The 19,714-nt window shown below is 72.3% G+C and carries 19 protein-coding genes and 1 pseudogene; 7 read left to right on the top strand and 13 right to left on the bottom strand.

The annotated features are described in order from the left end of the window. Window positions 1-263: 263 nt before the first annotated feature. Both IE265_RS24695 and IE265_RS24700 read right to left on the bottom strand, forming a co-directional pair. On the bottom strand, window positions 264-935 hold the full coding sequence (locus tag IE265_RS24695; protein ID WP_190037863.1) for a hemerythrin domain-containing protein: 672 nt from the start codon (window positions 933-935) through the stop codon (window positions 264-266). Window positions 936-1,090: 155 nt separating this feature from the next. After that, entirely contained in the window at window positions 1,091-1,813 is a 723-nt protein-coding gene (locus tag IE265_RS24700; protein WP_190037864.1) for a hypothetical protein, read from the bottom strand. A 69-nt stretch (window positions 1,814-1,882) separates the two neighbouring features. Here IE265_RS24700 and IE265_RS24705 point away from each other — a divergent pair, with 69 nt between their 5' ends. Continuing rightward, complete coding sequence (locus IE265_RS24705) at window positions 1,883-2,530, top strand: winged helix-turn-helix transcriptional regulator (protein ID WP_190037865.1); 648 nt, start codon at window positions 1,883-1,885, stop codon at window positions 2,528-2,530. A gap of 164 nt (window positions 2,531-2,694) precedes the next feature. Here the strand turns inward: IE265_RS24705 and IE265_RS24710 are convergent, their stop codons facing one another. Further along, window positions 2,695-4,482: an FAD-binding dehydrogenase gene (locus IE265_RS24710; RefSeq protein WP_190037866.1), complete on the bottom strand. Its 1,788-nt coding sequence runs from the start codon at window positions 4,480-4,482 to the stop codon at window positions 2,695-2,697. A 423-nt stretch (window positions 4,483-4,905) separates the two neighbouring features. Between IE265_RS24710 and IE265_RS24715 the strand changes: the two genes are divergently transcribed. After that, window positions 4,906-5,529 carry a dihydrofolate reductase family protein gene (locus tag IE265_RS24715; RefSeq protein ID WP_190037867.1) on the top strand — a complete coding sequence of 208 codons (624 nt, stop codon included), beginning with the start codon at window positions 4,906-4,908 and terminating at the stop codon, window positions 5,527-5,529. Window positions 5,530-5,622: 93 nt separating this feature from the next. On the opposite strand, the gene IE265_RS24720 is transcribed toward IE265_RS24715, so the two are convergent. After that, on the bottom strand, window positions 5,623-6,261 hold the full coding sequence (locus IE265_RS24720; RefSeq protein WP_229916470.1) for a hypothetical protein: 639 nt from the start codon (window positions 6,259-6,261) through the stop codon (window positions 5,623-5,625). A gap of 371 nt (window positions 6,262-6,632) precedes the next feature. Here IE265_RS24720 and IE265_RS24725 point away from each other — a divergent pair, with 371 nt between their 5' ends. Next, a complete protein-coding gene (locus IE265_RS24725; protein ID WP_190037868.1) occupies window positions 6,633-7,463 on the top strand; it encodes an aldo/keto reductase in 831 nt (276 codons plus the stop codon). Window positions 7,464-7,495: 32 nt separating this feature from the next. On the opposite strand, the gene IE265_RS24730 is transcribed toward IE265_RS24725, so the two are convergent. Together IE265_RS24730 and IE265_RS24735 are read right to left on the bottom strand one after the other, a co-directional pair. Beyond that, window positions 7,496-8,038 carry a DoxX family membrane protein gene (locus IE265_RS24730; RefSeq protein WP_229916472.1) on the bottom strand — a complete coding sequence of 181 codons (543 nt, stop codon included), beginning with the start codon at window positions 8,036-8,038 and terminating at the stop codon, window positions 7,496-7,498. Window positions 8,039-8,058: 20 nt separating this feature from the next. Further along, on the bottom strand, window positions 8,059-9,507 hold the full coding sequence (locus tag IE265_RS24735) for an amidohydrolase family protein (RefSeq protein ID WP_190037869.1): 1,449 nt from the start codon (window positions 9,505-9,507) through the stop codon (window positions 8,059-8,061). Window positions 9,508-9,811: 304 nt separating this feature from the next. On the opposite strand from IE265_RS24735, the gene IE265_RS24740 reads away from it, so the two are divergent. The 4 genes from IE265_RS24740 to IE265_RS24755 all read left to right on the top strand — a co-directional run bounded on the left by IE265_RS24740 (window position 9,812) and on the right by IE265_RS24755 (window position 13,653). Continuing rightward, window positions 9,812-10,633, top strand: coding sequence for an IclR family transcriptional regulator domain-containing protein (locus tag IE265_RS24740; RefSeq protein ID WP_190037870.1), 822 nt, complete (start codon window positions 9,812-9,814; stop codon window positions 10,631-10,633). A gap of 71 nt (window positions 10,634-10,704) precedes the next feature. Beyond that, a complete protein-coding gene (locus IE265_RS24745) occupies window positions 10,705-11,892 on the top strand; it encodes a CaiB/BaiF CoA transferase family protein (RefSeq protein ID WP_190037871.1) in 1,188 nt (395 codons plus the stop codon). After that, on the top strand, window positions 11,885-12,721 hold the full coding sequence (locus tag IE265_RS24750) for a citryl-CoA lyase (protein ID WP_190037872.1): 837 nt from the start codon (window positions 11,885-11,887) through the stop codon (window positions 12,719-12,721). Before IE265_RS24745 ends, IE265_RS24750 begins: the two co-directional genes overlap by 8 nt. Before the next feature lie 74 nt (window positions 12,722-12,795). Next, entirely contained in the window at window positions 12,796-13,653 is an 858-nt protein-coding gene (locus IE265_RS24755) for a dioxygenase family protein (RefSeq protein ID WP_190037873.1), read from the top strand. 85 nt (window positions 13,654-13,738) lie between these two features. On the opposite strand, the gene IE265_RS24760 is transcribed toward IE265_RS24755, so the two are convergent. The 7 genes and pseudogenes from IE265_RS24760 to IE265_RS24790 all read right to left on the bottom strand — a co-directional run bounded on the left by IE265_RS24760 (window position 13,739) and on the right by IE265_RS24790 (window position 19,693). After that, window positions 13,739-14,182 carry a hypothetical protein gene (locus IE265_RS24760; RefSeq protein ID WP_190037920.1) on the bottom strand — a complete coding sequence of 148 codons (444 nt, stop codon included), beginning with the start codon at window positions 14,180-14,182 and terminating at the stop codon, window positions 13,739-13,741. A gap of 224 nt (window positions 14,183-14,406) precedes the next feature. Beyond that, window positions 14,407-15,405: a sugar kinase gene (locus IE265_RS24765; RefSeq protein WP_190037874.1), complete on the bottom strand. Its 999-nt coding sequence runs from the start codon at window positions 15,403-15,405 to the stop codon at window positions 14,407-14,409. Next, window positions 15,402-16,340 carry an SMP-30/gluconolactonase/LRE family protein gene (locus tag IE265_RS24770; RefSeq protein ID WP_373303005.1) on the bottom strand — a complete coding sequence of 313 codons (939 nt, stop codon included), beginning with the start codon at window positions 16,338-16,340 and terminating at the stop codon, window positions 15,402-15,404. The genes IE265_RS24765 and IE265_RS24770 overlap by 4 nt, the downstream gene beginning before the upstream one ends. Then, window positions 16,337-16,969, bottom strand: a complete 633-nt coding sequence (locus IE265_RS24775) for a bifunctional 4-hydroxy-2-oxoglutarate aldolase/2-dehydro-3-deoxy-phosphogluconate aldolase (protein WP_190037875.1) — start codon at window positions 16,967-16,969, stop codon at window positions 16,337-16,339. Before IE265_RS24775 ends, IE265_RS24770 begins: the two co-directional genes overlap by 4 nt. Window positions 16,970-16,997: 28 nt before the next feature. Continuing rightward, window positions 16,998-17,817, bottom strand: a pseudogene (locus IE265_RS24780) (hypothetical protein). After that, complete coding sequence (gene dgoD / locus IE265_RS24785; RefSeq protein WP_190037876.1) at window positions 17,814-18,959, bottom strand: galactonate dehydratase; 1,146 nt, start codon at window positions 18,957-18,959, stop codon at window positions 17,814-17,816. Before dgoD ends, IE265_RS24780 begins: the two are co-directional and overlap by 4 nt. Continuing rightward, window positions 18,956-19,693 (bottom strand): FadR/GntR family transcriptional regulator, encoded by a 738-nt coding sequence (locus IE265_RS24790; protein ID WP_190037877.1) that lies wholly within the window; start codon window positions 19,691-19,693, stop codon window positions 18,956-18,958. The genes dgoD and IE265_RS24790 overlap by 4 nt, the downstream gene beginning before the upstream one ends. Window positions 19,694-19,714: the final 21 nt, after the last annotated feature.

The following is a 19,714-nucleotide window of genomic DNA, read 5'->3' on the forward strand; positions in this document are numbered from 1 at the left end:
GTCCGACAAGCCTACGTACGCCAAGCATCAAAATGCAGTGCACTTCGCCCATTTCGCCGACCGAACAGTCGGAATTCTGGAGCAGCGCTCCCCAACTCCACTTCCACGGACGCGATCCGAACGAGGAGAAACCATGTGAAGAATCTCCGGAACATTGTCCCGCCACCCGAGACCGGGACGCTCCGGCCGAGAAAGCAACGCTTCGCGGCGACAGATATGCTGTGTCGGCCGACTCGAGGAACCAATCGGCAGCTACTGCGGATTCAGGCCCGGCGACTTCCGTACACCCGTCGCGCATGCCTGGCATACGCACGCGGCCCGAGCATGGGCATGATGACGCGTGGTACGACGGGCGCACTTTCGAGCATCAGCTTGACCACGGAAGGATCCGCGATTTCCGCCAGCATCCCGAAGATGATCGGCAGTTTCGCCCTGGGGAGACCGTTGATCGCATGGTCTCCGAGCTGGTGCCATTCCTTGGCGCTGACGTACAGATGCACGGAGGAGAGAACTTCCTTCTCCTCCAGCTCCAGATGCCGGGCCAGCTCCCGGCCGAGCCGGGTCAGCGCCTCGGCCAGCTTCTCCCCCGTCGAGGCCCTCGCGGTGGTTCGCCAGCGGTCGGCGAGCTCGGAGGCGCGGGCCGTCAGCGAATCGATCTCCACATGCTGGGCTTCCAGGATTCGCAGAACCGGATCCAGCGATGCCGGGGCACGCATCTCGATCTTCGGCCAGAGGAGATCGTCCTCACCCTTGTGGTGGAGGTGCAGGAAATCACCGACCAGACGCAGGTGGTCAGCCACGACCTCCGCCCTGTCGGAATCTCCGTCGCGCACCCCGAGAACCAGACCCGGGGCCTTTTCGTACGCTGCGAGGAATGCTTGGTGGACAACCAACATGTCACGGATGTCGGCACATCCGCCGGTCTTCCTGCTCACTACGACTCCAGTATTCGCTTGGTGCTCGACTCACGGGATGCACCGGAGTCACGGCTCCGATTCCCGACCTCCGGCAGGCCGCCCCGACCGCATGAAACCGTGCCGAGGGGGCGCGCCCCGGCACTGCAGGGCCGCGGGGTCACGGAAAGGGACGGTCAGCGGAAGCTGACGTCGCCGACTTCGAGCGTGATCGGGATCCAGGACAGGTCAGGGGTCATGTCCTCGTTCCGGCTGAGGACGTGCCGGACGGTGGGGACGACGATCCCGTCGAACGTCTCGTACTTCCGGATGTAGTGAGCGACCGGGGGACGGCCGTTGACCTCGGGCTGGTAGTCCATGCGGCGCAGGAGAAGAGCGCTGTCGTAGTAGTAGCGCTGCGTCGCGTTGTGGGCGTCCACGGAGTCGGGGAAGGTCACGCTGAGCACCCGCCACGTCTCACCGTTCTCGATCCGCGGTTCGACCTCCTCCACTTCGGCGCCCGCCCACGTGAACAGGTAGGGCTCCAGCAGGTAGTGCCAGGTGGCATAGCTGCGGAAGTAGGCGATCTGAGCGAGGTCCCACGGCGTCTCCGGGGTGAATCCGTCGAAGGTGCTCCGCGGGTTGTCCAGCTCGGCGACCGTCCCGCCGTCGGCCGCGGCAACGGTGACCCGCTCCGCCTTCTTGTCGTACACGACGGTCCGGCCGGTCACCTCGTCGACCTGACGGACGTACTCCTCTTGGACACTCGCCTCCACGGTCACGGTGTTGGCGAAGTCCGCGTGGCCCTTGAACTCCCAGAACGGGCCTCCGAAGGTGACCCGCGCACTCACGCTCGAAAGGCCCTTCCAGCGCTCGAGCCCGCCGTGCTTCTCGACGACCAGGTCCAGCAGTGCGTTCATTTTTACTCCTATTTTGAGACTGTGTACTCCTAAAGTAGCACCACATGGTCCTGCGCGTACTATTGCGCCATGTCGCAGAGAAGTTACGAGGACTCCTGCGGGGCAGCCCGGGCCATGGACGTCGTCGGCGAGCGCTGGGCCCTGCTGATCGTTCGCGAGTTGCTGTTCGGCCCCAAACGGTTCCGGGATCTGCGCGACGGACTGCCCAGAGCGAGCCAGAACGTGCTGAGTCAGCGCCTCAAGGAACTGGAGGCGGACGGCATCGTCCGGCGGGTTCAACTCGGGCCGCCCGTCAGCGCCCAGGCCTACGAACTCATGGAACGGGGCCGGGAACTCGAGCCCGTACTGATGGAGTTGGCCCGGTGGGGTGCGCGCGCACCCGCGAAGTCGGACGCCCACCTGAGCACCGACGCGTTCATGCTCCTGCTGAAGGCGAGCCACCGCCGCCCGGGAACCAACACACCGGCCACCGCCGTCCGCGTTCTGGTCGGCACCGACGCCTTCGACGTGGAGGCGGAGGGGTCGTCGATCAGGGTCGGCCGCGCGACGGCGTCGAAGGTGGACGCCACGGTGCGCTCCGACGTCGTCACCATGCGAGACCTGATGTTCACCGGGAGAACGGTCTCCTCGGCCATCGCGGATGGGACCTTGGAGGTGGGCGGCGACCGGTCGGCAGCCGAGCGGTTCTTCACTCTCTTCGCGACGCCTCAGGCTTGAGGCCTCGGCTCTTCCGCCGGACCCCCGACCACCGGCATCCGCGTTCCCCGGTGCCGGCCCTCCGGTTCGGCGGGAACACACCTCGGGCCGGTCCCGGGCCGATCGTCGGGCCCCTGCCCGGACACGTCAGGGGGCGGCCCCGGCCCGGGGCCGCCCCCGTCGCTTCAGGTGGCGGTCGCCGCCGCGGCGGCGCGGCCCGCCTGCCGGCCGGAGAAGAGGCAGCCGCCGAGGAACGTGCCTTCCAGCGAGCGGTAGCCGTGCACTCCTCCGCCGCCGAAGCCCGCGACCTCCCCGGCCGCGTACAGGCCGGGCACCGGATCGCCGGAGGCGCCCAGAACGCGGCCGGAGAGGTCCGTCTGGAGGCCGCCGAGGGTCTTGCGGGTGAGGACGTTGAGGCGCACGGCGATCAGGGGTCCGGCGGAGGAGTCCAATATCTTGTGCGCGGAGGCGGTCCGACTGAGGGAGTCGCCGACGTAGGCGAGCGCGTTGCGGATGCCCATGACCTGTACGTCCTTGGTGTACGGGTTGTCGATCTCACGGTCGCGGGCCTCGATCTGCCGCTTGAGGTCGTTCAGTTCGATCAGGTTGTCGCCGGTGAGCTTGTTCATGCCCCTGACGAGTTCGGACAGGGTGGTCGCGACGACGAAGTCCGCCCCGTTCTTCTTGAACTTCTCGATCGGCTCCGGGGTCTGCCAGATGCGCGACAGCAGCATCCAGACGTTCTTCTCGGTGAGGTCGGGGTTCTGTTCCGAGCCGGAGAGCGCGAACTCCTTCGCGATGATCTTCTGCGTGGTCACGAACCAGGAGTAGTCGTGGCCGGACCCGGTGATCGACTTGAGGGTGTGCAGGGTGTCGTAGCCGGGGAGGTCGGGGGTGCCGAAGCGCTTCCCGGTGGCGTCGAACCACATGGAGGACGGGCCCGGGAGGATGCGGATGCCGTGGCCGGGCCAGATGGGGTCGTAGTTCCGGAGGCCCTCGGTGTAGTGCCACATGCGGTCGGGATTGACGATGCGTCCGCCGGCCCTCTCGGTGATGGCCAGCATGCGGCCGTCGACGTGGGCCGGCACTCCGGTGATCATCGACTTCGGCGGAGTGCCCATGCGGGCCGGCCAGTTCTGCCGTACGAGGTCGTGGTTCGCTCCGATGCCGCCCGAGGTGACGACGACGACAGGGGCCCGGAGTTCGAACGCCCCGACCTCGGTACGCGAACTGGGCTTGCCCCGGCTCGCGTTGCTCGGCTCCAGGATCGCGCCGCGTACACCGGTCACGGCGCCGCCCGTCGTCACGAGGCCGTCGACGCGGTGCCGGAACTTGAAGACGACCTTGCCGTCCGCCTTCGCGGCCCGCACCTTCTTCTCGAAGGGCTCGACGACGGCCGGGCCCGTCCCCCAGGTGACATGGAAGCGGGGTACCGAGTTGCCGTGCCCGTCCGCCAGACCGCCCCCGCGCTCGGCCCAGCCGACGACCGGGAACCACTGGACGCCGAGCCCGGCGAGCCAGGAGCGCTTCTCGCCGGACGCGAAGTCGACGTAGGACTCTGCCCACTTGTAGGCCCAGTGGTCCTGTCCGGAGGGGTCGCCGACGCCCCGGTCGAAGCCGGCCGTGCCGAGCCAGTCCTGCCAGGCGAGGTCGCGGGAGTCCTTGATGCCCATGAGTCGCTGTTCGGCGGAGTCGACGAGGAACAGGCCTCCGAAGGACCAGAAGGCCTGACCGCCGAGACTCGCCTCCGGTTCCTGGTCCAGGAGGAGCACCTTGCGTCCTGCCGCGGCGAGTTCGGCCGTGGCCACCAGCCCGGCGAGCCCGTGGCCGACGACGATCGCGTCCGCGTCCTGCGACTCCGCCGCGAAGGCGGGGAACGCGGTCTGGGCGAGGGCGGCACCGGCCAGCACTCCGCCGGTCACGGTCAGGGCGTGCCGGCGGGTGACCGCCGCGGGTACTGACGACTTCTCCATGGGCTGCCTTCCGGAGAGATGCGCGGGAGGAGAGGGCGAGAGCATGCGCGAGTGGCAGACGAGATGTGGGGGGCTGCTGCGACAGCGCAGGTGTTACCGACGGTAGCCCAGGAGATCTCACGGCCGCCAGAGTGCTGCACCATGAACATGACACCCTCGTGCACGCACGGGTCCCGACAGCACCGAGCCGACATGGGCCGAGCCCTCAATACGGGGCGAGAGAGGGCGCCGGGGATAGCGTGTGCCGCGGCGGACGGGGGCGCGGACCGGGACCGGGCACCGGCGCGGGCCGCTCCCGAAGCCGGGCCCCGGCCGATCCGGTCGCGAGGAGACCCGGCCCCGCCCGACGGGCCCCGGCGCGTCGGGCGGTCTCCACCTGGCCGGGACGGCGGGCGCCCCGGGAACGAGGAAGGACGGTGTGCTGTGAAGTTGGTACTGCAGGAGTTCCTGTCCCTGGACGGCGTGGCGCAGGGGCCCGGGTCCCCCGAGGAGGACACCAGCGACGGGTTCACGCGCGGAGGTTGGCTCGTGCCCCATCTGGACGACGCGTTCCTGCGGATCGCCACGGGCTGGCTCGGCGAGGTGGACGCGTTCCTGTTCGGGCGGCGCACCTACGACAACTTCGCGCGCGACTGGCCCGCGATGGACGATCCGGACGACCCCGTCGCCACCAAGCTCAACGGCCTGCCCAAGTACGTGGCCTCCCACAGCCTGACCGAGGCCGGCTGGGCTCCGACCACGATCCTCGCCGGTGATGTACCGGCCCAGGTGGCCGAGTTGAAGCGGCGGCCCGGCCGGGAGGTCCAGATCCACGGCAGCGCCCGCCTCGGCGCGTCACTGCTGGCCGCCGGGCTGGTGGACGAGGTACGGCTGATGATCGCGCCCGTGGTCGTGGGCAGCGGACGCCGGCTGTTCCCGCACGACGGCCCTCCGACCGGACTCCGCCTGCTGAGCAGCGAGACGACGCCGAACGGGGTCACTGCCCAGGTGTACGAGACGACGGGACAGCCGCTTTACGGGACCTACGAGGGCGGCGCGCGCTCCTGAAGCGGTGGGCCCCGCGCGGATTTTCGCCACCCGGGGCCGGAGGGTGACGGGGGCCGCCGGTCCTGGTCGCGGCGGCTCCCGTCGGGCGTGCGCTCAGGGCAGGTGGCTCCGCGCCTCCGACCAGGCCGCGAGGCGGTCGCGGGCCGGACCCGGGCGCAGATGTGCGACGAGCGCGGCCGTATGGGCCGTCAGGTTCTTGTGCCGGCGCAGCTCTCCGATCCGTTCCACCGGCAGCTCGCGCCATCGGGCTGCCAGGGTGCGGGCCTCCTCGGGGTCGAGCGTGAGCGCGGCGAGCGTGTCCTCCGCGAGGAGTTCGGGGTTCCACAACTCGTGGGCGCCTTCGGTGCCGTCCGTGCCTTCGGTGCCGTCCGTGCCGGGGCCGACGCCCTCTGCAGTGGTGGCCGCCGTGGCGGTGGCACCGGGATCGTCGATGATCCACGTCCTGAGCGTGAGGTCGTGGTGGGCCTTCCGCGCCCTGTCCCACACGGTGTCACCGGGGAGCCGGTCGTTGGCGCGCAGGGCCAGCGCCGCCCAGCGCAGGCGGTCGCGGCGGGGCTGGTCCCGGCGTCGGGCACGGGCCTGCGCGACGAGGCGGACGCCTTCCAGTTCCCGGCCGTGCCGCGCCTCGGTGAAGGCCCGCAGGCGCTCGAAGTCCCAGGTGCTGAGATCGGTCGGTGCTCCGTCGGGCTCTGCTGCGCCGTTCAACTCTTCCGCCTCGGGGTCGATGGACATCAGACGTCCGACGGCGGCCGGAGTGGCCGTCGCGGGACGACAGCTATGGGAGCACACCGGATCGGGCACCCCGGCAGCGGTGGGCGCCTCCTCGACACCACCGACTCCGGCATCCCGGGCGCCTGACCGTCCGACTCCCCCGGACTCCCCGGCTCCCGGCGGCCCGACATCCCCGCCTCCCGGCGGTCCCGGACTCCGGGTGGTCCGACATCCCGCGCCGCGACCACCCGGTCCGACGCCCCGCGGCCGACGGAGCCCAGGAACCCGCGACGATCCGGCGCGGGCACGGAGTCCGCGTGGCCCGGGCGGACGCCGCGCGGGGCCGGCTCGCATACTGGCTGTACGGCACAGTCACATGGGAAGGCGCGACCTTGACCAGCATTCCGGCATACACGGTCAACAGCGGCACGAAGATCCCCGCCATCGGCCTGGGCACCTGGCCGATGGACGACACGCAGGCGGAGCAGGGGGTCCGTTCCGCGCTGGAGCTCGGATACCGGCTCATCGACACGGCGACGAACTACCGCAACGAGGCCGGTGTCGGCCTCGGGGTGGCCCGCAGCGACGTCCCGCGCGAGGAGATCGTGGTGACGACGAAGCTCCCCGGCAGGCACCACGGCTACGCCGAGACCCTCGCCTCGTTCGAGGAGTCGCGCGGCCGTCTCGGCCTGGAGTACGTCGACCTGTACCTCATCCACTGGCCGCTCCCCCGCGTCGACAAGTACGTCGACTCCTGGAAGGCCATGATCAAGCTGCGCGAGGACGGCCTCGTACGGGCGATCGGGGTCTCCAACTTCACGGCCGGGCACATCGAGCGCCTGGAGAAGGAGACCGGCGTCCTGCCCGACGTCAACCAGATCGAGCTGCACCCCCTCCTCCCGCAGGAGGAACTGCGTGCCTTCCACGCGGACAAGGGCATCGTCACGGAGAGCTGGAGCCCGCTGGGAAGGGGAAGCCGGCTGCTGGACGACCCCGCGATCGCCGCCGTCGCCGCGGCCCACGGGGTGACGCCCGGTCAGGTCGTGCTGCGCTGGCACTCCCAGCTCGGCGCGGTCCCGATCCCGAAGTCGGCGGACCCCGGTCGGCAGCGCGAGAACCTGGACATCTTCGGATTCGAGCTGGACCCGGACCAGTTGCGGGCCATCGCGGACCGGGCGCCCCGGCGCCTGGGCGGGGACCCCGAGGTGCACGAGGAGTTCTGACGCCGGGGCCGAGGACTCCGGCGGCGCGGTGGTCAGACCTCCGTGCCGCCGTCCTCGACGAGGGTGAGCGTCCGCCGCCCGCGCAGCACACGTGCGCGGGCGGCGAGCGGGACGGCCGCCGCCAGGAGGCCGACCACCAGCGCGGCCGGACCCCACGCGGCGCCGGACGCCCACGGGAGGTCGAGGGCGGTGTCCAGCGACCAGCTGCCGGGACCGGTGAACGCGAGCACCGCGGCCACGGCCCCGTACCAGAACGGCACTTCGCAGCCGCCGCGCTGGGCCCAGAAGCCGTTGGGCGCGGTGGCCGCGGTCGCGACCGCCATCGTGCCGACCACCACCGCGCACGCGCCGGGCATCAGGAGTCCCAGGGCGAGGAGAAGGGCGCCCACCGACTCGGCGACCCCGGCCGTCAGCGCCATCCGCGCGCCCGGCACGAAGCCCCACGACTCGAACACGACACCGGTGCCGGTGAGCCCGGCCCCGCCGAACCAGCCGCGCAGCTTCTGCGCGGCGTGTCCGCAGAGCAGTGCGGCGAGCAGCAGCCGCAGCACGAGCAGTCCCAGGTCCATCGTCATGCCTCGCAGCCCCCGGCCCGTCAGTGCCCGTGCGTCGCGGAGCTGCGGAAGTCGGTGTAGGTGTACGGGTTGTCGAGGACCTTCGCGGCGGGGACGTCCGGGTTCATGCCCCGGCGCCACTCCTCCTCGCCCATGGCCGACCGCAGGTGCTCGACGGTCTGCTCGACCGTGCGCCGTACGGCGGCGAGGTCCACGGCGATCAGGCGGTGCTCGTGCTTGACCACGCGTCCGTCGACGACGACGGTGTGCACGTCGCCGCGCTGGGCCTGGAAGGCGACGTGGCCGTAGGGGTTGAGTACCGGGAACGAGACCGGCGAGTGGTCGTTCTTGATCAGGACGAGGTCCGCCTTCCGGCCGGCCTCGATGCTGCCGAGGTCGCTCCCCCGCCCAAGTGCCTTGGCTCCGCCGAGCGTTGCCCATTCCACGACCTGGTCGGCGCGGAGTGCGCTGTGCGTGACGGTCTCGCCCTTGGTGTGGGCCTCCAGGTGCTCGCGCGCACGGTCCGCGCCGAGGGTGGTGCGCATCGCGGAGAACAGGTCGCCGCTCCACCACACGCTCGTGTCCATCGACAGGGAGACGGGGATGCCGTGTGAGCGGAGCGCCCAGGTCGTCGGGTATCCCTGTCCGGCGCTCTGCTCGCTCTCCGTGGAGACCGAGACCGAGCCGCCCGTCGCCGCGATGCGGTGGTAGGAGTCGGCGGAGAGGGTGGAGGCGTGGACGTAGACCGTCTCGGGGGTCATGAAGCCGTTTTCGTGCATCAGGCGGATGCCTGCGTCGTCGGTGGCTCCCCAGACGCCGGCGTGGGTGGTGACGGCGACGCCGAGTTCGCGTGCCGCCTCGAAGGCCGGCTTCTCGGGGAACGCGGGGTCGCCCGTGACGTCGAAGGCGAGTTGGAGGCCGAGCATGTCGTCGCCGGTGACCCGGCGGCTCACGAAGTCCCGGAACTCCGGGGAGCCGGTCCATTCCGCCGGAGACTGCTGGATGTTTCCGTAGGCGAGGACGAACCGTCCCGGCACGGCCTGCAGGGCGTCGACGGCGGCGTCCGCGTGGTCGACGGTCTGGAGGCCGTGCGACCAGTCGACGACCGTGGTCACGCCGGCGTCGAGGGCCTCCACCGCGGCCAGCAGGTTGCCCGCGTACACGTCCTCGGGCCGGAACCGCTTGCCGTGTTCGAGGTAGTACCAGACGAAGTACTGGGTGAGGGTCCAGTCGGCCCCGTAGCCGCGCATCGCCGTCTGCCACATGTGCCGGTGCGTGTCGATCATGCCCGGCATCACGATGCCGCCGGAGGCGTCGATCTCCGCGGTCCCCTCGGGGACGTCGAGCCGCGGGCCGACCGCGGCGATCCGGTCGTCGACGACGAGGACGTCCGTGTCGGTGAGCACGCTGCGCGCGCTGTCGACCGGCAGCACCGTGCCGCCGCGGAACACGAGGGGGCGTCCCGGCTGGAATGCGGTGGACTGGCTCATCTCTGAATCTCCCGCTCGTGATCGGACGCTTGTCCGTATGGCGGCATCCGTTGACGCCTGATGGTGTTCAAGCCACCGTGGTGATGTCAATATGCGCGGCGGGCAAAGGAATCCCTCTCCAGTCCCGCGTCTTGTCCGGTGTGCGGTCACGGAGACCGACACCCGGGACAGCCCTTCGCCCACTCCGCCGATTTCCTGCGTAAAGTGCCCTGCCGGGCCGTCCGCAGACCGGACAGCGGAGCGGTCGGATCGAGCGAGCAGCCGAGGACGGACACCGGAGCCGGCCGTCAGGACAGGAGTCACCATGCCCCGCGAAGGAACCGGACCCGATTTCATCGAGGCCCTGGCCCGAGGCCTCGAGGTCATCACGGCCTTCCGGCCCGGGCAGCCGGTGATGTCGCTGTCCGACGTGGCGGCGGCCACGGGACTGGCCAGACCGACCGCCCGGCGGATCCTGCTCACGCTGGTCGAGTTGGGGTACGTACGGCAGCAGGGGGGCGGCTTCTCGCTCACGCCGCGCGTGCTCGACCTCGGTGTCGCCTACGTGGGCTCGATGGGGCTGTGGGACGTGGCGCGACCGCACCTCGAACGGCTCGTCGAGCAGACCGGCGAGTCCTGCTCCATCGCCCAACTGGACGGCTCGGACATCGTGTACGTCGCCCGTGTCTCCATGCCGAAGATCGTCACTCTCGCCGTCCGGATCGGCACGCGCTTCCCCGCGCTGTCCACCTCGCTGGGCAAGGTCCTGCTGGCCGCGTTGCCCGCGGACGAGGTGGCCGGTGTGCTCGCCGAGCCGAGCCGGTCGGGGCTGCGGGCCGTGTGGCAGCCCGAACGCCCCGAGTGGGAAGCCGAGTTGCGGGCGGTGCGCGCCCGGGGCTGGGCGATGACCGACGAGCAACTGGCTCGGGGCATCCGGTCGGTGGCGGCGCCGCTGCGCGACGGCTCGGGCCGGGTCGTGGCGAGCGTCAACGTCAACGCCCACGCCGCCGAGACGTCCGTGGACGTCCTCCTCGACCACCACCTGCCGCTTCTCCTCCAGGCGGCCGGCGAGATCAGCCTGGACTTCGCCCGCCTCGAGTCCGTGCCGCTCACCACCCGGGCGGGCGGTGCGATCACCAAGTCTTGACGCCCACGCCGTGCGCGCCACAGAATCGCCTGGCGGACACTCGTCCGTTGGTCGGACAGGAGGCATGGTTGATGTCGGAGGGAACCCAGCCGACCGCTACCGGCGTCGGCCCCCTGTCCGGCGTACTGGTCGCGGACTTCTCCCGCGTCCTCGCCGGTCCGTACGCGACGATGCTCCTCGCCGATCTCGGCGCCGACGTGGTCAAGGTGGAGGGGCCCGGCGGGGACGACACCAGGAGCTGGTCGCCGCCGGTGCGGGACGAGGTGTCGACGTACTACCTCGGGATCAACCGCGGGAAGCGCTCGATCTCCCTCGACCTGCGGGACGGGAAGGACGCGGCCGTCGCACGGGAACTCGCCCGGCGCGCGGACGTCCTGATCGAGAACCTCAAGCCCGGCGGGATGGCCAAGTATGGACTGGACTTCGAGTCGGTCCGGCGGGACAACCCGGGACTGGTCTACGCGTCGATCACCGGCTTCGGCTCCGGAGCGGGCCGCCACGTCCCCGGCTACGACCTCATGGTGCAGGCCGTCTCCGGCCTGATGAGCCTGACGGGCGACCCGGAGGGCCCGCCCTTCCGGGCCGGGATCTCCGTCTTCGACGTGATGGCCGGCAACCACGCGGCGATCGGCGTCCTCGCCGCGCTGCGGCACCGCGAAGCCACGGGCGAGGGGCAGCTCGTCGAGGTCAACCTGCTGTCCTCCGCACTCACCGGACTGGTCAACCACAGCTCCGCGTACGTCGCGGGAGACACCGTGCCCTATCGGATGGGCAACGCCCACCCCAGCGTCTTCCCCTACGAACCCCTGCCCACCGCGGACAACGACCTGATCGTGGCCGCCGCCAACGACGGGCAGTTCCGCCGGCTGTGCGAGGTGCTGGGGATTCCGGAGGTCGCCGACGACCCGAGGTTCGCCCGCAACGCCGACCGCACCGCCCACCGCGAGGAACTCCGGCCGCTGCTGGTCGAACGGCTGGTGACGCGGGGCGCCGACGACTGGTTCGAGGCGCTCCTGGAGGTCGGTGTGCCGAGTGGGCCGATCAACACCATCGACGGAGGGTTCGCCATGGCCGAGCGCTTCGGACTCGACCCGGTCGTCACCGTGGGCGCCGGGGACCGCGCGGTGCCCACCACACGCCACCCGATCCGCCTCTCCGCCACCCCCGCCGCCTACCGGCTGCCACCGCCCGAACTCGACGAGCACGGTGCGGAACTGCGCACCTGGCTGTCCGAGCCCGAGGAGACGGACCATGGCTGAGTCCGAACGCCCCGCCTACCCCACGGCCCTCGGCGCGTCCGACCCGACGACCATCACCCTCCTGGGCCACGATCTCGCCGAGGACGTCATGGGCACGGTCGGCTTCGGGGAACTCGCGTTCTGGCTGGCCACCCAGCGGCGGCCCGCCCCCGGCGAGACCCGCGTGTTCGAGGCGGTGCTCGCCGCGCTGGCCGACCACGGCTTCACCCCCACCGCGATCGTCACACGGCTCACGTACCTGTCCGCGCCGGACTCCGTCCAGGGCGCTCTCGCGGCCGGGCTGCTCGGCGGCGGCTCACGCTTCCTCGGCGTCACCGAGGACACCGGACGGTTCCTCCACGACGTACTGGAGTCCCTGGACGGCAGCCTGCCCTCCGACGACGACGGATGGGACACGGTGGCCCTGCGTACGGTGCGGGAGCGCTCCTCGGCACGGGAGTTCGTCCCCGGTCTGGGCCACCACGTGCACAAGGAGGCCGATCCCCGCACCGCGCGGCTCATGGCGATCGCCCGCGAGGAGGGCCTGTTCGGGCCGCATCTCTCCCTGTTCGCCGCCATCGGCCGGGTCCACCCGCAGGTGCTCGGCAGGACGCTCCCCCTCAACGGCGCGGGAGTGTGCGGCGCCGCCCTCGCCGACCTGGGCCTGCCCCTGCCCCTGCTGCGCGGCTTCGCCCTGCTGGCGCGCACCGCCGGGCTCATCGGCCAGCTCGCCGAGGAGATCCGGCGCCCGGTCGCCCGGGACATCTTCCTCTCGGTCGACCTCAACAACGCCTCCGTCCCCCCGGACCCGTACGTGCCGCAGCCGCTCGCGGAGCCGCGCGACGGCTGAACCCGCCCGGCGGCACACGGCCCACGGCCACCCGCCCCACCCCACTCACCAGGCAGACCAAGGGAGCAGCAACCGTGTTCGTCGACGAGGACAACATCACCGACCTTGCCGTCCAGCGGTGGGCCTCGGCCCATTCCCCCCGGTCGGGCGAGCTGATGACCGCGCTGGTCCGCCACCTCCACGCCTTCGCACGGGAGGTGGGCCTCAGCGAGGACGAGTGGATGACCGCGATCAACTGGCTCACCCGGGCCGGACAGCTCAGTGACGAGAAGCGCCAGGAGCTGATCCTCGCCTCGGACGTCCTCGGACTCAGCATGCTCGTCGTCCAGTTGAACAACCGGTTCGAGGCGCAGGCGACGCCCGCCACCGTGCTCGGCCCGTTCCACATCGACGGCTCGCCGACCGTGCCGCACGGCTTCGACATGTCGGACGGCATCCCGGGGACACCCCTGTTCATCACGGGTACGGTCACCGACACGGAGGGCAGGCCCGTCCCCCACGCCGTGCTCGACGTGTGGCAGGCCGACGCCGACGGCGCCTACGAGGCGCAGCTCCCCGAGATCGACGAGGCACGCCTGCGCGCCAAGTACCGGGCCCGGGAGGACGGCAGCTACTGCGTCCGCACGCTGGTGCCGCGCGGCTACGCCATCCCGATGGACGGCCCGGTCGGCGATCTGATCCGCGGGACGGACATCAGCCACTACCGGCCCGCGCACGTCCACTTCCTGATCGAGGAGCCCGGACACCGCAGGCTGATCACGCACTTGTTCCAGGAGGGCGGCGAATTCCTGGACAGCGACGTCGTGTTCGGCACGAAGGACGCGCTGATCGTGCCGTTCACCGAGCGGCAGGCCGGCATCGCTCCCGACGGACGCCGCCTCGACAAGCCGTATCTGCACGCCCAGTTCGACTTCGTCCTTCAGCGGAGCTGACGGGCCGCCTGCCGGCAGACCCCGTCGGACGCCGTACGCCGACCGGGCGCGGTCCGGCGCCGGGGTCGAATGGCCGGAATGCGGCTCAGTCACCCCATGGGTCACCCGCGCGGCGCCCGCCCTGGTCCGGTGTCCACGGGGTGACACGGCGGTAGGCTGCGCGCGCGTTGACCACACGGGCCAGCGCGGTGCCCGCGACGGCCGCGGCGAGCAGGCAGGCGAGCCAGGCCGTGTCCCGGTGGCCGGCCCAGTTGATCTCGCCCGCGGGCGGGATGGTGAAGCCGTTGAGGAACAGCCAGCACAGGGCGGCCGTGCCGGGAGCGGCGACCAGCCGTGCCCACAGCCCCAGCAGCGCGGAGAGCAGGGACAGCAGGAGCAGGGCGAGGGTGGGCCGGTGGCCGCCACCGAGCAGGTTGAGCACCACGATCAGCAGCAGCGCGCCCACGAAAGCGGCCGACCAGACCAGCGGAGTCGCGGCGGGCTGCGGCACGGCTCTGGCCCGAGTGTTGAGCTGCGTCCACTCGATCACCTTCATGGCCCCTTTCCCCGACCCCGTCAGGACATATTTAACGGCCCGGGGCTCCTCCTCGGCCACAGCTCCTTCCAGCCGACCTCACGAGAATCGGCGCCGGCCGCCGCACGTCGTCGGACTCCGTCCCGTCACAGGGGCGCCCACAGGGAAATCCGGCACGGCGGCACGGGCACGCCAAACGCCGTCGACCGGCCGGCGGCTCCCGGCCGCCGCCGCTGCGGTCAGGCCGCGGATGCGCCCGTACCGTCCGGTGCCGCCCACGACTCCTCCGGCAGGCCGAGGAGGCGCTCGATCGCGGGGCCGTCGGGCAGGGGGCCGCGGTCGTCCGTCACCCGCAGGGCCGACGCGGCCGTGATGTGCCCGAGGCGCAGGGCGCGCGGTACGTCCCCGCCGCGCAGCAGGCCGGCCAGGAACCCGGCGGCGAAGGCGTCGCCCGCACCGACAGGCTCCACGACGTCCGTGGGCAGCGCCGGCACGGTCCATGTCCCGTCGTCCCCGAACACGGTGGCGCGCAGGCCGCCGTCCTTGACGACGAGCAGCCGCGGGTGCGGCAGCAGCTTCCGCACGCCGGCCGCGTCGAGCCCGGACCCCCACAGGTCCTGCGCCTCGTCGAGGCCGACGAAGGCGATGTCCGCCCGGTCGGCGAGGTCGCGGAGCACGCCGGCGGCCGTTCCCTCCGGCCAGAGCGCCGGGCGGTGGTTGACGTCGAAGCTGAGGGCGTACCTCCGCTCGCCGCGCGGGGTGCCGAGCGCGCGCTCGGCAAGGTTCCGGCAGGAGGGCGAGAGTGCCGGGGTCACACCGGTGAGGTGTACGACGGCCGCCGGGCCGACGCGGTCGTCGTCGAGCAGGTCGGGACCCAGCGCCGAGGCGGCCGAACCGCCCCGGTAGTAATGGACGCGGGTGCGGGCGCCGGTGGGTTCCTTGACCAGCAGGCCCGTGGGCCGGGTGGCGTCGGTGCGTACGCCGCCGACGTCGACGCCCGCCTCGGCGACCGCCGCGCGCACGCGCCGGCCGAGCGCGTCGTCGCCCACTGCCGAGAGCCAGCTCGCGGGCACGCCGTGGTCGGCCAGGTACATCGCGACGTTCGACTCCGCGCCCGCGACGGACAGCCGCAGGGCTCCGGCGGTCTCCAGCGAGTCCGACGGGCCGGGCGCCAGCGCGGCCATGGTCTCCCCGACGCACACGACCGCTCCCCCGGCGGGCCGCCAGGCGCGGTTCACGGCGCCTCCCCGAGCAGCGGGGACGCGGTGCGCCCGCGGTGCACGTACTGCGCCGCGGGCCGGCCCGGCACGTCCACCCGGGCGGTGAAGACCGCGCCGTCGTACGGGCCGGGTGCGGCGAGTCCCACGCGGGCGGTCGTGATGTGCAGGAGGTCGTCCTGGAGGCACACTCCGGCGGGCTGCCTCGCGGGCAGCCGCAGGGTGCGCTCGAGGCGGCCGTCGGGCAGGTGGCGGCGTACCGTGCCGGTGCCCCAGACCGCGATCCACACGGCGCCCTCGTCGTCCACCACCATCCCGTCGGGGCTGCCCTCTTCGACGGTCACGTACACCTCCGGTGTGCCGAGGGCGGCCGTGACCGGGTCGACGGGGTAGCGCCGGACGATCCCCCGGGCGCTGTCGGCCAGGTACATGACGTCGCCCGCGGCGGTGAACGCCGGCCCGTTCGGGACGGTGATCCCGTCGAGCACGCGGACCGCCGTGCCGTCGTGGTCGACGCGGTAGAGGGAGCCGGCCCCGTCGTCGGCGTCGTAGGACATGCTGCCCGCCCAGAAGCGTCCCCCGGGGTCCGCGGTCGCGTCGTTCATGCGCATGGGCCGCACGGCGCCGGCCTCGGGCTGGGCCAGTCGGCGCGTCGACCCGTCGGGGGCGAGGAGCAGGAAGCCGGTGCCCGCGGCGGCGATCCAGGAGCCCGGGGCGTCCGCCACCGGGGCCACCGCGCCGAGCGGTACGGGGAGGCGGGCCAGCCGCCGCAGCGGTTCCGAGGGATCACCGGCCGCGCCGAACAAGGTGCCCGCGAGGATGTCCACGAGGACGATTCCCCGGTCCGTCCAGCGGATGCCCTCGCCGAGTTCCAGGCGGTCGGGTCGCAGGGCCACGGGTCCGGCCGGATCGGCCGCCCGGCGGGAGCCGTCGCGCGCCTGCGGGGTCCCGGTCACCGTGCGGCCCTCCTCGCGAGGGTTCGGAAGGCGCGGGCGCGTTCGCGCAGGGCCGCCCGGCTGCCGCCGTCGGCGGCGTCCCCGACGAGGGGCGAGCCGACGCCGACCGCGGTCGCGCCGGCGGCGAGGTACTCCCCCGCGGCCGCCTCGTCGACACCTCCCACCGGCACGAGCAGTTCGTCGGGGAACGGGCCACGCAGGGCCTTGAGGTAGGCGGGTCCTCCGGCCTGGGCGGCCGGGAAGACCTTGAGCGCGTCGGCTCCCAGCGTGCGCGCGGCCAGGATCTCGGTCGGGGTCATCACTCCGGCGAGCACGGGCAGCCCGAGTGCGCGGGCGGCTCCGACGCCGTCGCCCAACGCGGGCGTGACGGCGAAGTCGGCGCCGGCCCGGTGCGCGGCGCGGGCGTCGTCGGCGGACAGGACCGTGCCGGCGCCGAGCGGGCGGTCGGGGCCGAGGGCTTCGCGTGCTCGGGCGAGGACGGACAGGGCGTCCTTGCCGCTGAGGGACACCTCGATGAGTTCGATGCCCTCGTCGGCCAGGGTCAGCACGGTGCTCAGCGCTGCCTCGGGGTCGCTTCCGCGCACTATCGCCACCAGCCGGTGGGCGGCCAGGGCCGCTCGTAGATCCATGGTCGAACTCCTTGTCGGGCCGGCCGGTTCAGGCACAGCGGCAGTCCGTGGTGAGGGTGAGCCTCCACCGCACCTCGCCGGCGGCGGGGACCCGGGCGGCATCGCCAGGGCCCGCTTCGGCGAGGTCGAAGACCCGGCCGAGCATCGGTTCGACGCCCGTGCTGCGGTAGGGGCGCGCGGCGGGGAAACCGCCGAGGTTGCGCCACAGGGCGACGGAGACCGGTTGCCCGTCGGCCTCGACGCCGAGCGAGAGGCGGTCCGTGCCGTCGTGCACGCAGCAGCGGGGGGGCGTCCACCACGGCGCCGACCGCGGTGCCGTCGTCCGGGCCGAGCCGGTCCAGGCGCAGCCCGCGGGGTGCCGGCCAGCCGCCCTCCACCCAGGGGGCGCCCGGCGGCCACCCCCCGTCCAGCAGCGGGGCCGCCTCGGGGTACAGGCGGGTGCCCGCTCCGTCGGGGAGGTGTATCGCGGCCCCTTCGGAGAGGTCGAGCAGGGCGTGGGCGGCCCATACGAAGCCGAAGCCCGGGTCGGCCGCGAGGACGTAGTCGGCCTCGGCTCCGTCGGCGGTGCGGCGGATCGTACGGGTCAGGGTGAAGCGGTCGCAGTCGACGGACTCCCGGTCCGCCTCCCGTGTCCAGGCGCGGGACCAGGCGTCGCCGTGGTCGGGGGTGCCGCGGACCGTGGGGACGCACTCCTCCAGCCCGCCCGCGTCCACGAAGGGGTCTGCGGGTGACACGCTCTCCCGTTCCGGCGCCCCGCGCCGCCACAGCCACTCGCGTTCCTCTGCCCGCAGGGAGGTCCAACGGCCGCCGTGGGCGGGGTCGGTGGTGATGTCGAGTGGCACGGTCACCACTCCGCGAAGGAGCCGTCGGGGTGCCGCCACACCGGGTTGCGCCATGCGTGGCCGCCTCGGTCGGCGGCGCGTACGGCCGCCTCGTCGACGCTGATGCCGAGGCCCGGCGCGAGCGGGCGGGCGGCGTGGCCGTCGACGAACCGGAACGGCTCGGGGTCGACCAGGTACGACAGCAGGTCGGCGTCCTTGTTGTAGTGGATGCCGCGGCTCTGCTCCTGGATGAGGAAGTTCGGTGTGGCGAAGGCGATCTGGAGGCTGGCCGCCAGCGCGATCGGGCCCAGCGGGCAGTGCGGTGCGAGCTGCGCGCCGTAGGTCTCCGCGAGGGAGGCGATGCGGTGCACCTCCGATATGCCTCCGGCGTGGGAGAGGTCGGGCTGGGCGACGGCGATGCCCGCTGCCAGTACGGGCAGGAACTCGGCGCGCCCGTAGAGGCGTTCACCGGTGGCCAGCGGGATGGGGCTCGACTCGACGAGGCCGGCCAGCAGCCGGCCGTGCTCGGGCAGGACGGGCTCCTCCACGAACAGCGGGTGCAGGGGGGCGAGTTCGGTGAGGACGCGGCGGGCGCCCGCCGCGCTGAAGCGGCCGTGGAAGTCGACGGCGACGTCCCTGTCGGCGCCGAGGACCTCGCGGGCGGCGGCGACCCGGGCGACGACGGCGGTGGTCTCGGCGAGGGTGGTCACCGGTGAGGTGGCTCCGGCCGCGTTCATCTTCACGGCCGTGAAGCCCGCCTCGACCTGGGCGGCTATCTGTTCGCTCAGTTCGGCGGGTTCGTCGCCGCCGACCCACGCGTAGACCCGGACGCGGTCGCGGACCGGGCCGCCCAGCAGGGCGTGCACGGGAGCGCCGTAGGTCTTGCCCGCGATGTCCCACAGGGCCTGGTCGAGGCCGGCGACGGCGCTGGAGAGGACCGGACCGCCGCGGTAGAAGCCGCCCTTGGTGAGGACCTGCCAGTGGTCCTGGATGCGCAGTGGATCCTGGCCCACGAGGTATTCGGCCAGGACGTCGACGGCGGCACGGACGACCTCGGCTCGTCCCTCGACGACCGGTTCGCCCCAGCCGACCACTCCGTCGTCGGTCTCGACACGGCAGAACAGCCATCGAGGCGGCACCAGGAAGGTCTCGATGCGGGTGATCTTCACTGGGGGCGGGGGCCTTCCGTCTCGTCTGTGTCGCCGACGCGGTCCAGATCGCGGCCGGCCTGGTCGAGCAGGGCCCGCATCGCGGACTCGGCCGCCTGCGGGTCGCCGTCGCGCACGGCGTCCAGGACGGCGCGGTGGGCCGGGACCGGGTTCTCGCTGTGCGGGGAGCTGTGGACGATTCGGTCGCGGTGGGCGAGGCCGGACTCGATCACCATCTCCATGCGTTCGAGGAGTTCGTTGTGGGTGGCGGCGAGCAGGGCACGGTGGAAGGCGAGGTCGGACTCGACGGCGTGCGCGGCCCCTGCCTCCTCCTCTCCCATGGCGTCCAGGGCGGCGTCCAGGGCGGCCAGGTCCTCGTCGGTGCGGCGCAGGGCGGCCAGGCGCACGGCGGCCGGTTCGACGATGGCGCGCACCTCGGCGAGGTTGCGCAGCAGCGCCTGGTCGGCCTCGGTGGTGCGGCTGCCCTCGAACTGCCAGCGGAGCACGTCGGCGTCGAGCAGGTTCCAGTCGGCGCGGGAGCGCACGAAGGTGCCGCGCTTCTGGCGGGCGTCGACCATCCCCTTGGCGGCGAGCACCTTCAGCGATTCGCGCAGGGCCGTGAGGCTCACGTCCAGTTCGCTCTGGAGCGCCACCAGGTCGAGTGTGGCGCCCTCGGGGATGTCGCCGCCGAGGATCCTGCGTGCGAGGACCTTGACGGTCTGGCCGTGCACGCCGCGGCGGGCATAGGGCGTCATGTCGTTGAGCCTTTCTGCTGA

Source organism: Streptomyces fructofermentans, assembly GCF_014651055.1.
Classification (GTDB): Bacteria; Actinomycetota; Actinomycetes; order Streptomycetales; family Streptomycetaceae; genus Streptomyces; species Streptomyces fructofermentans.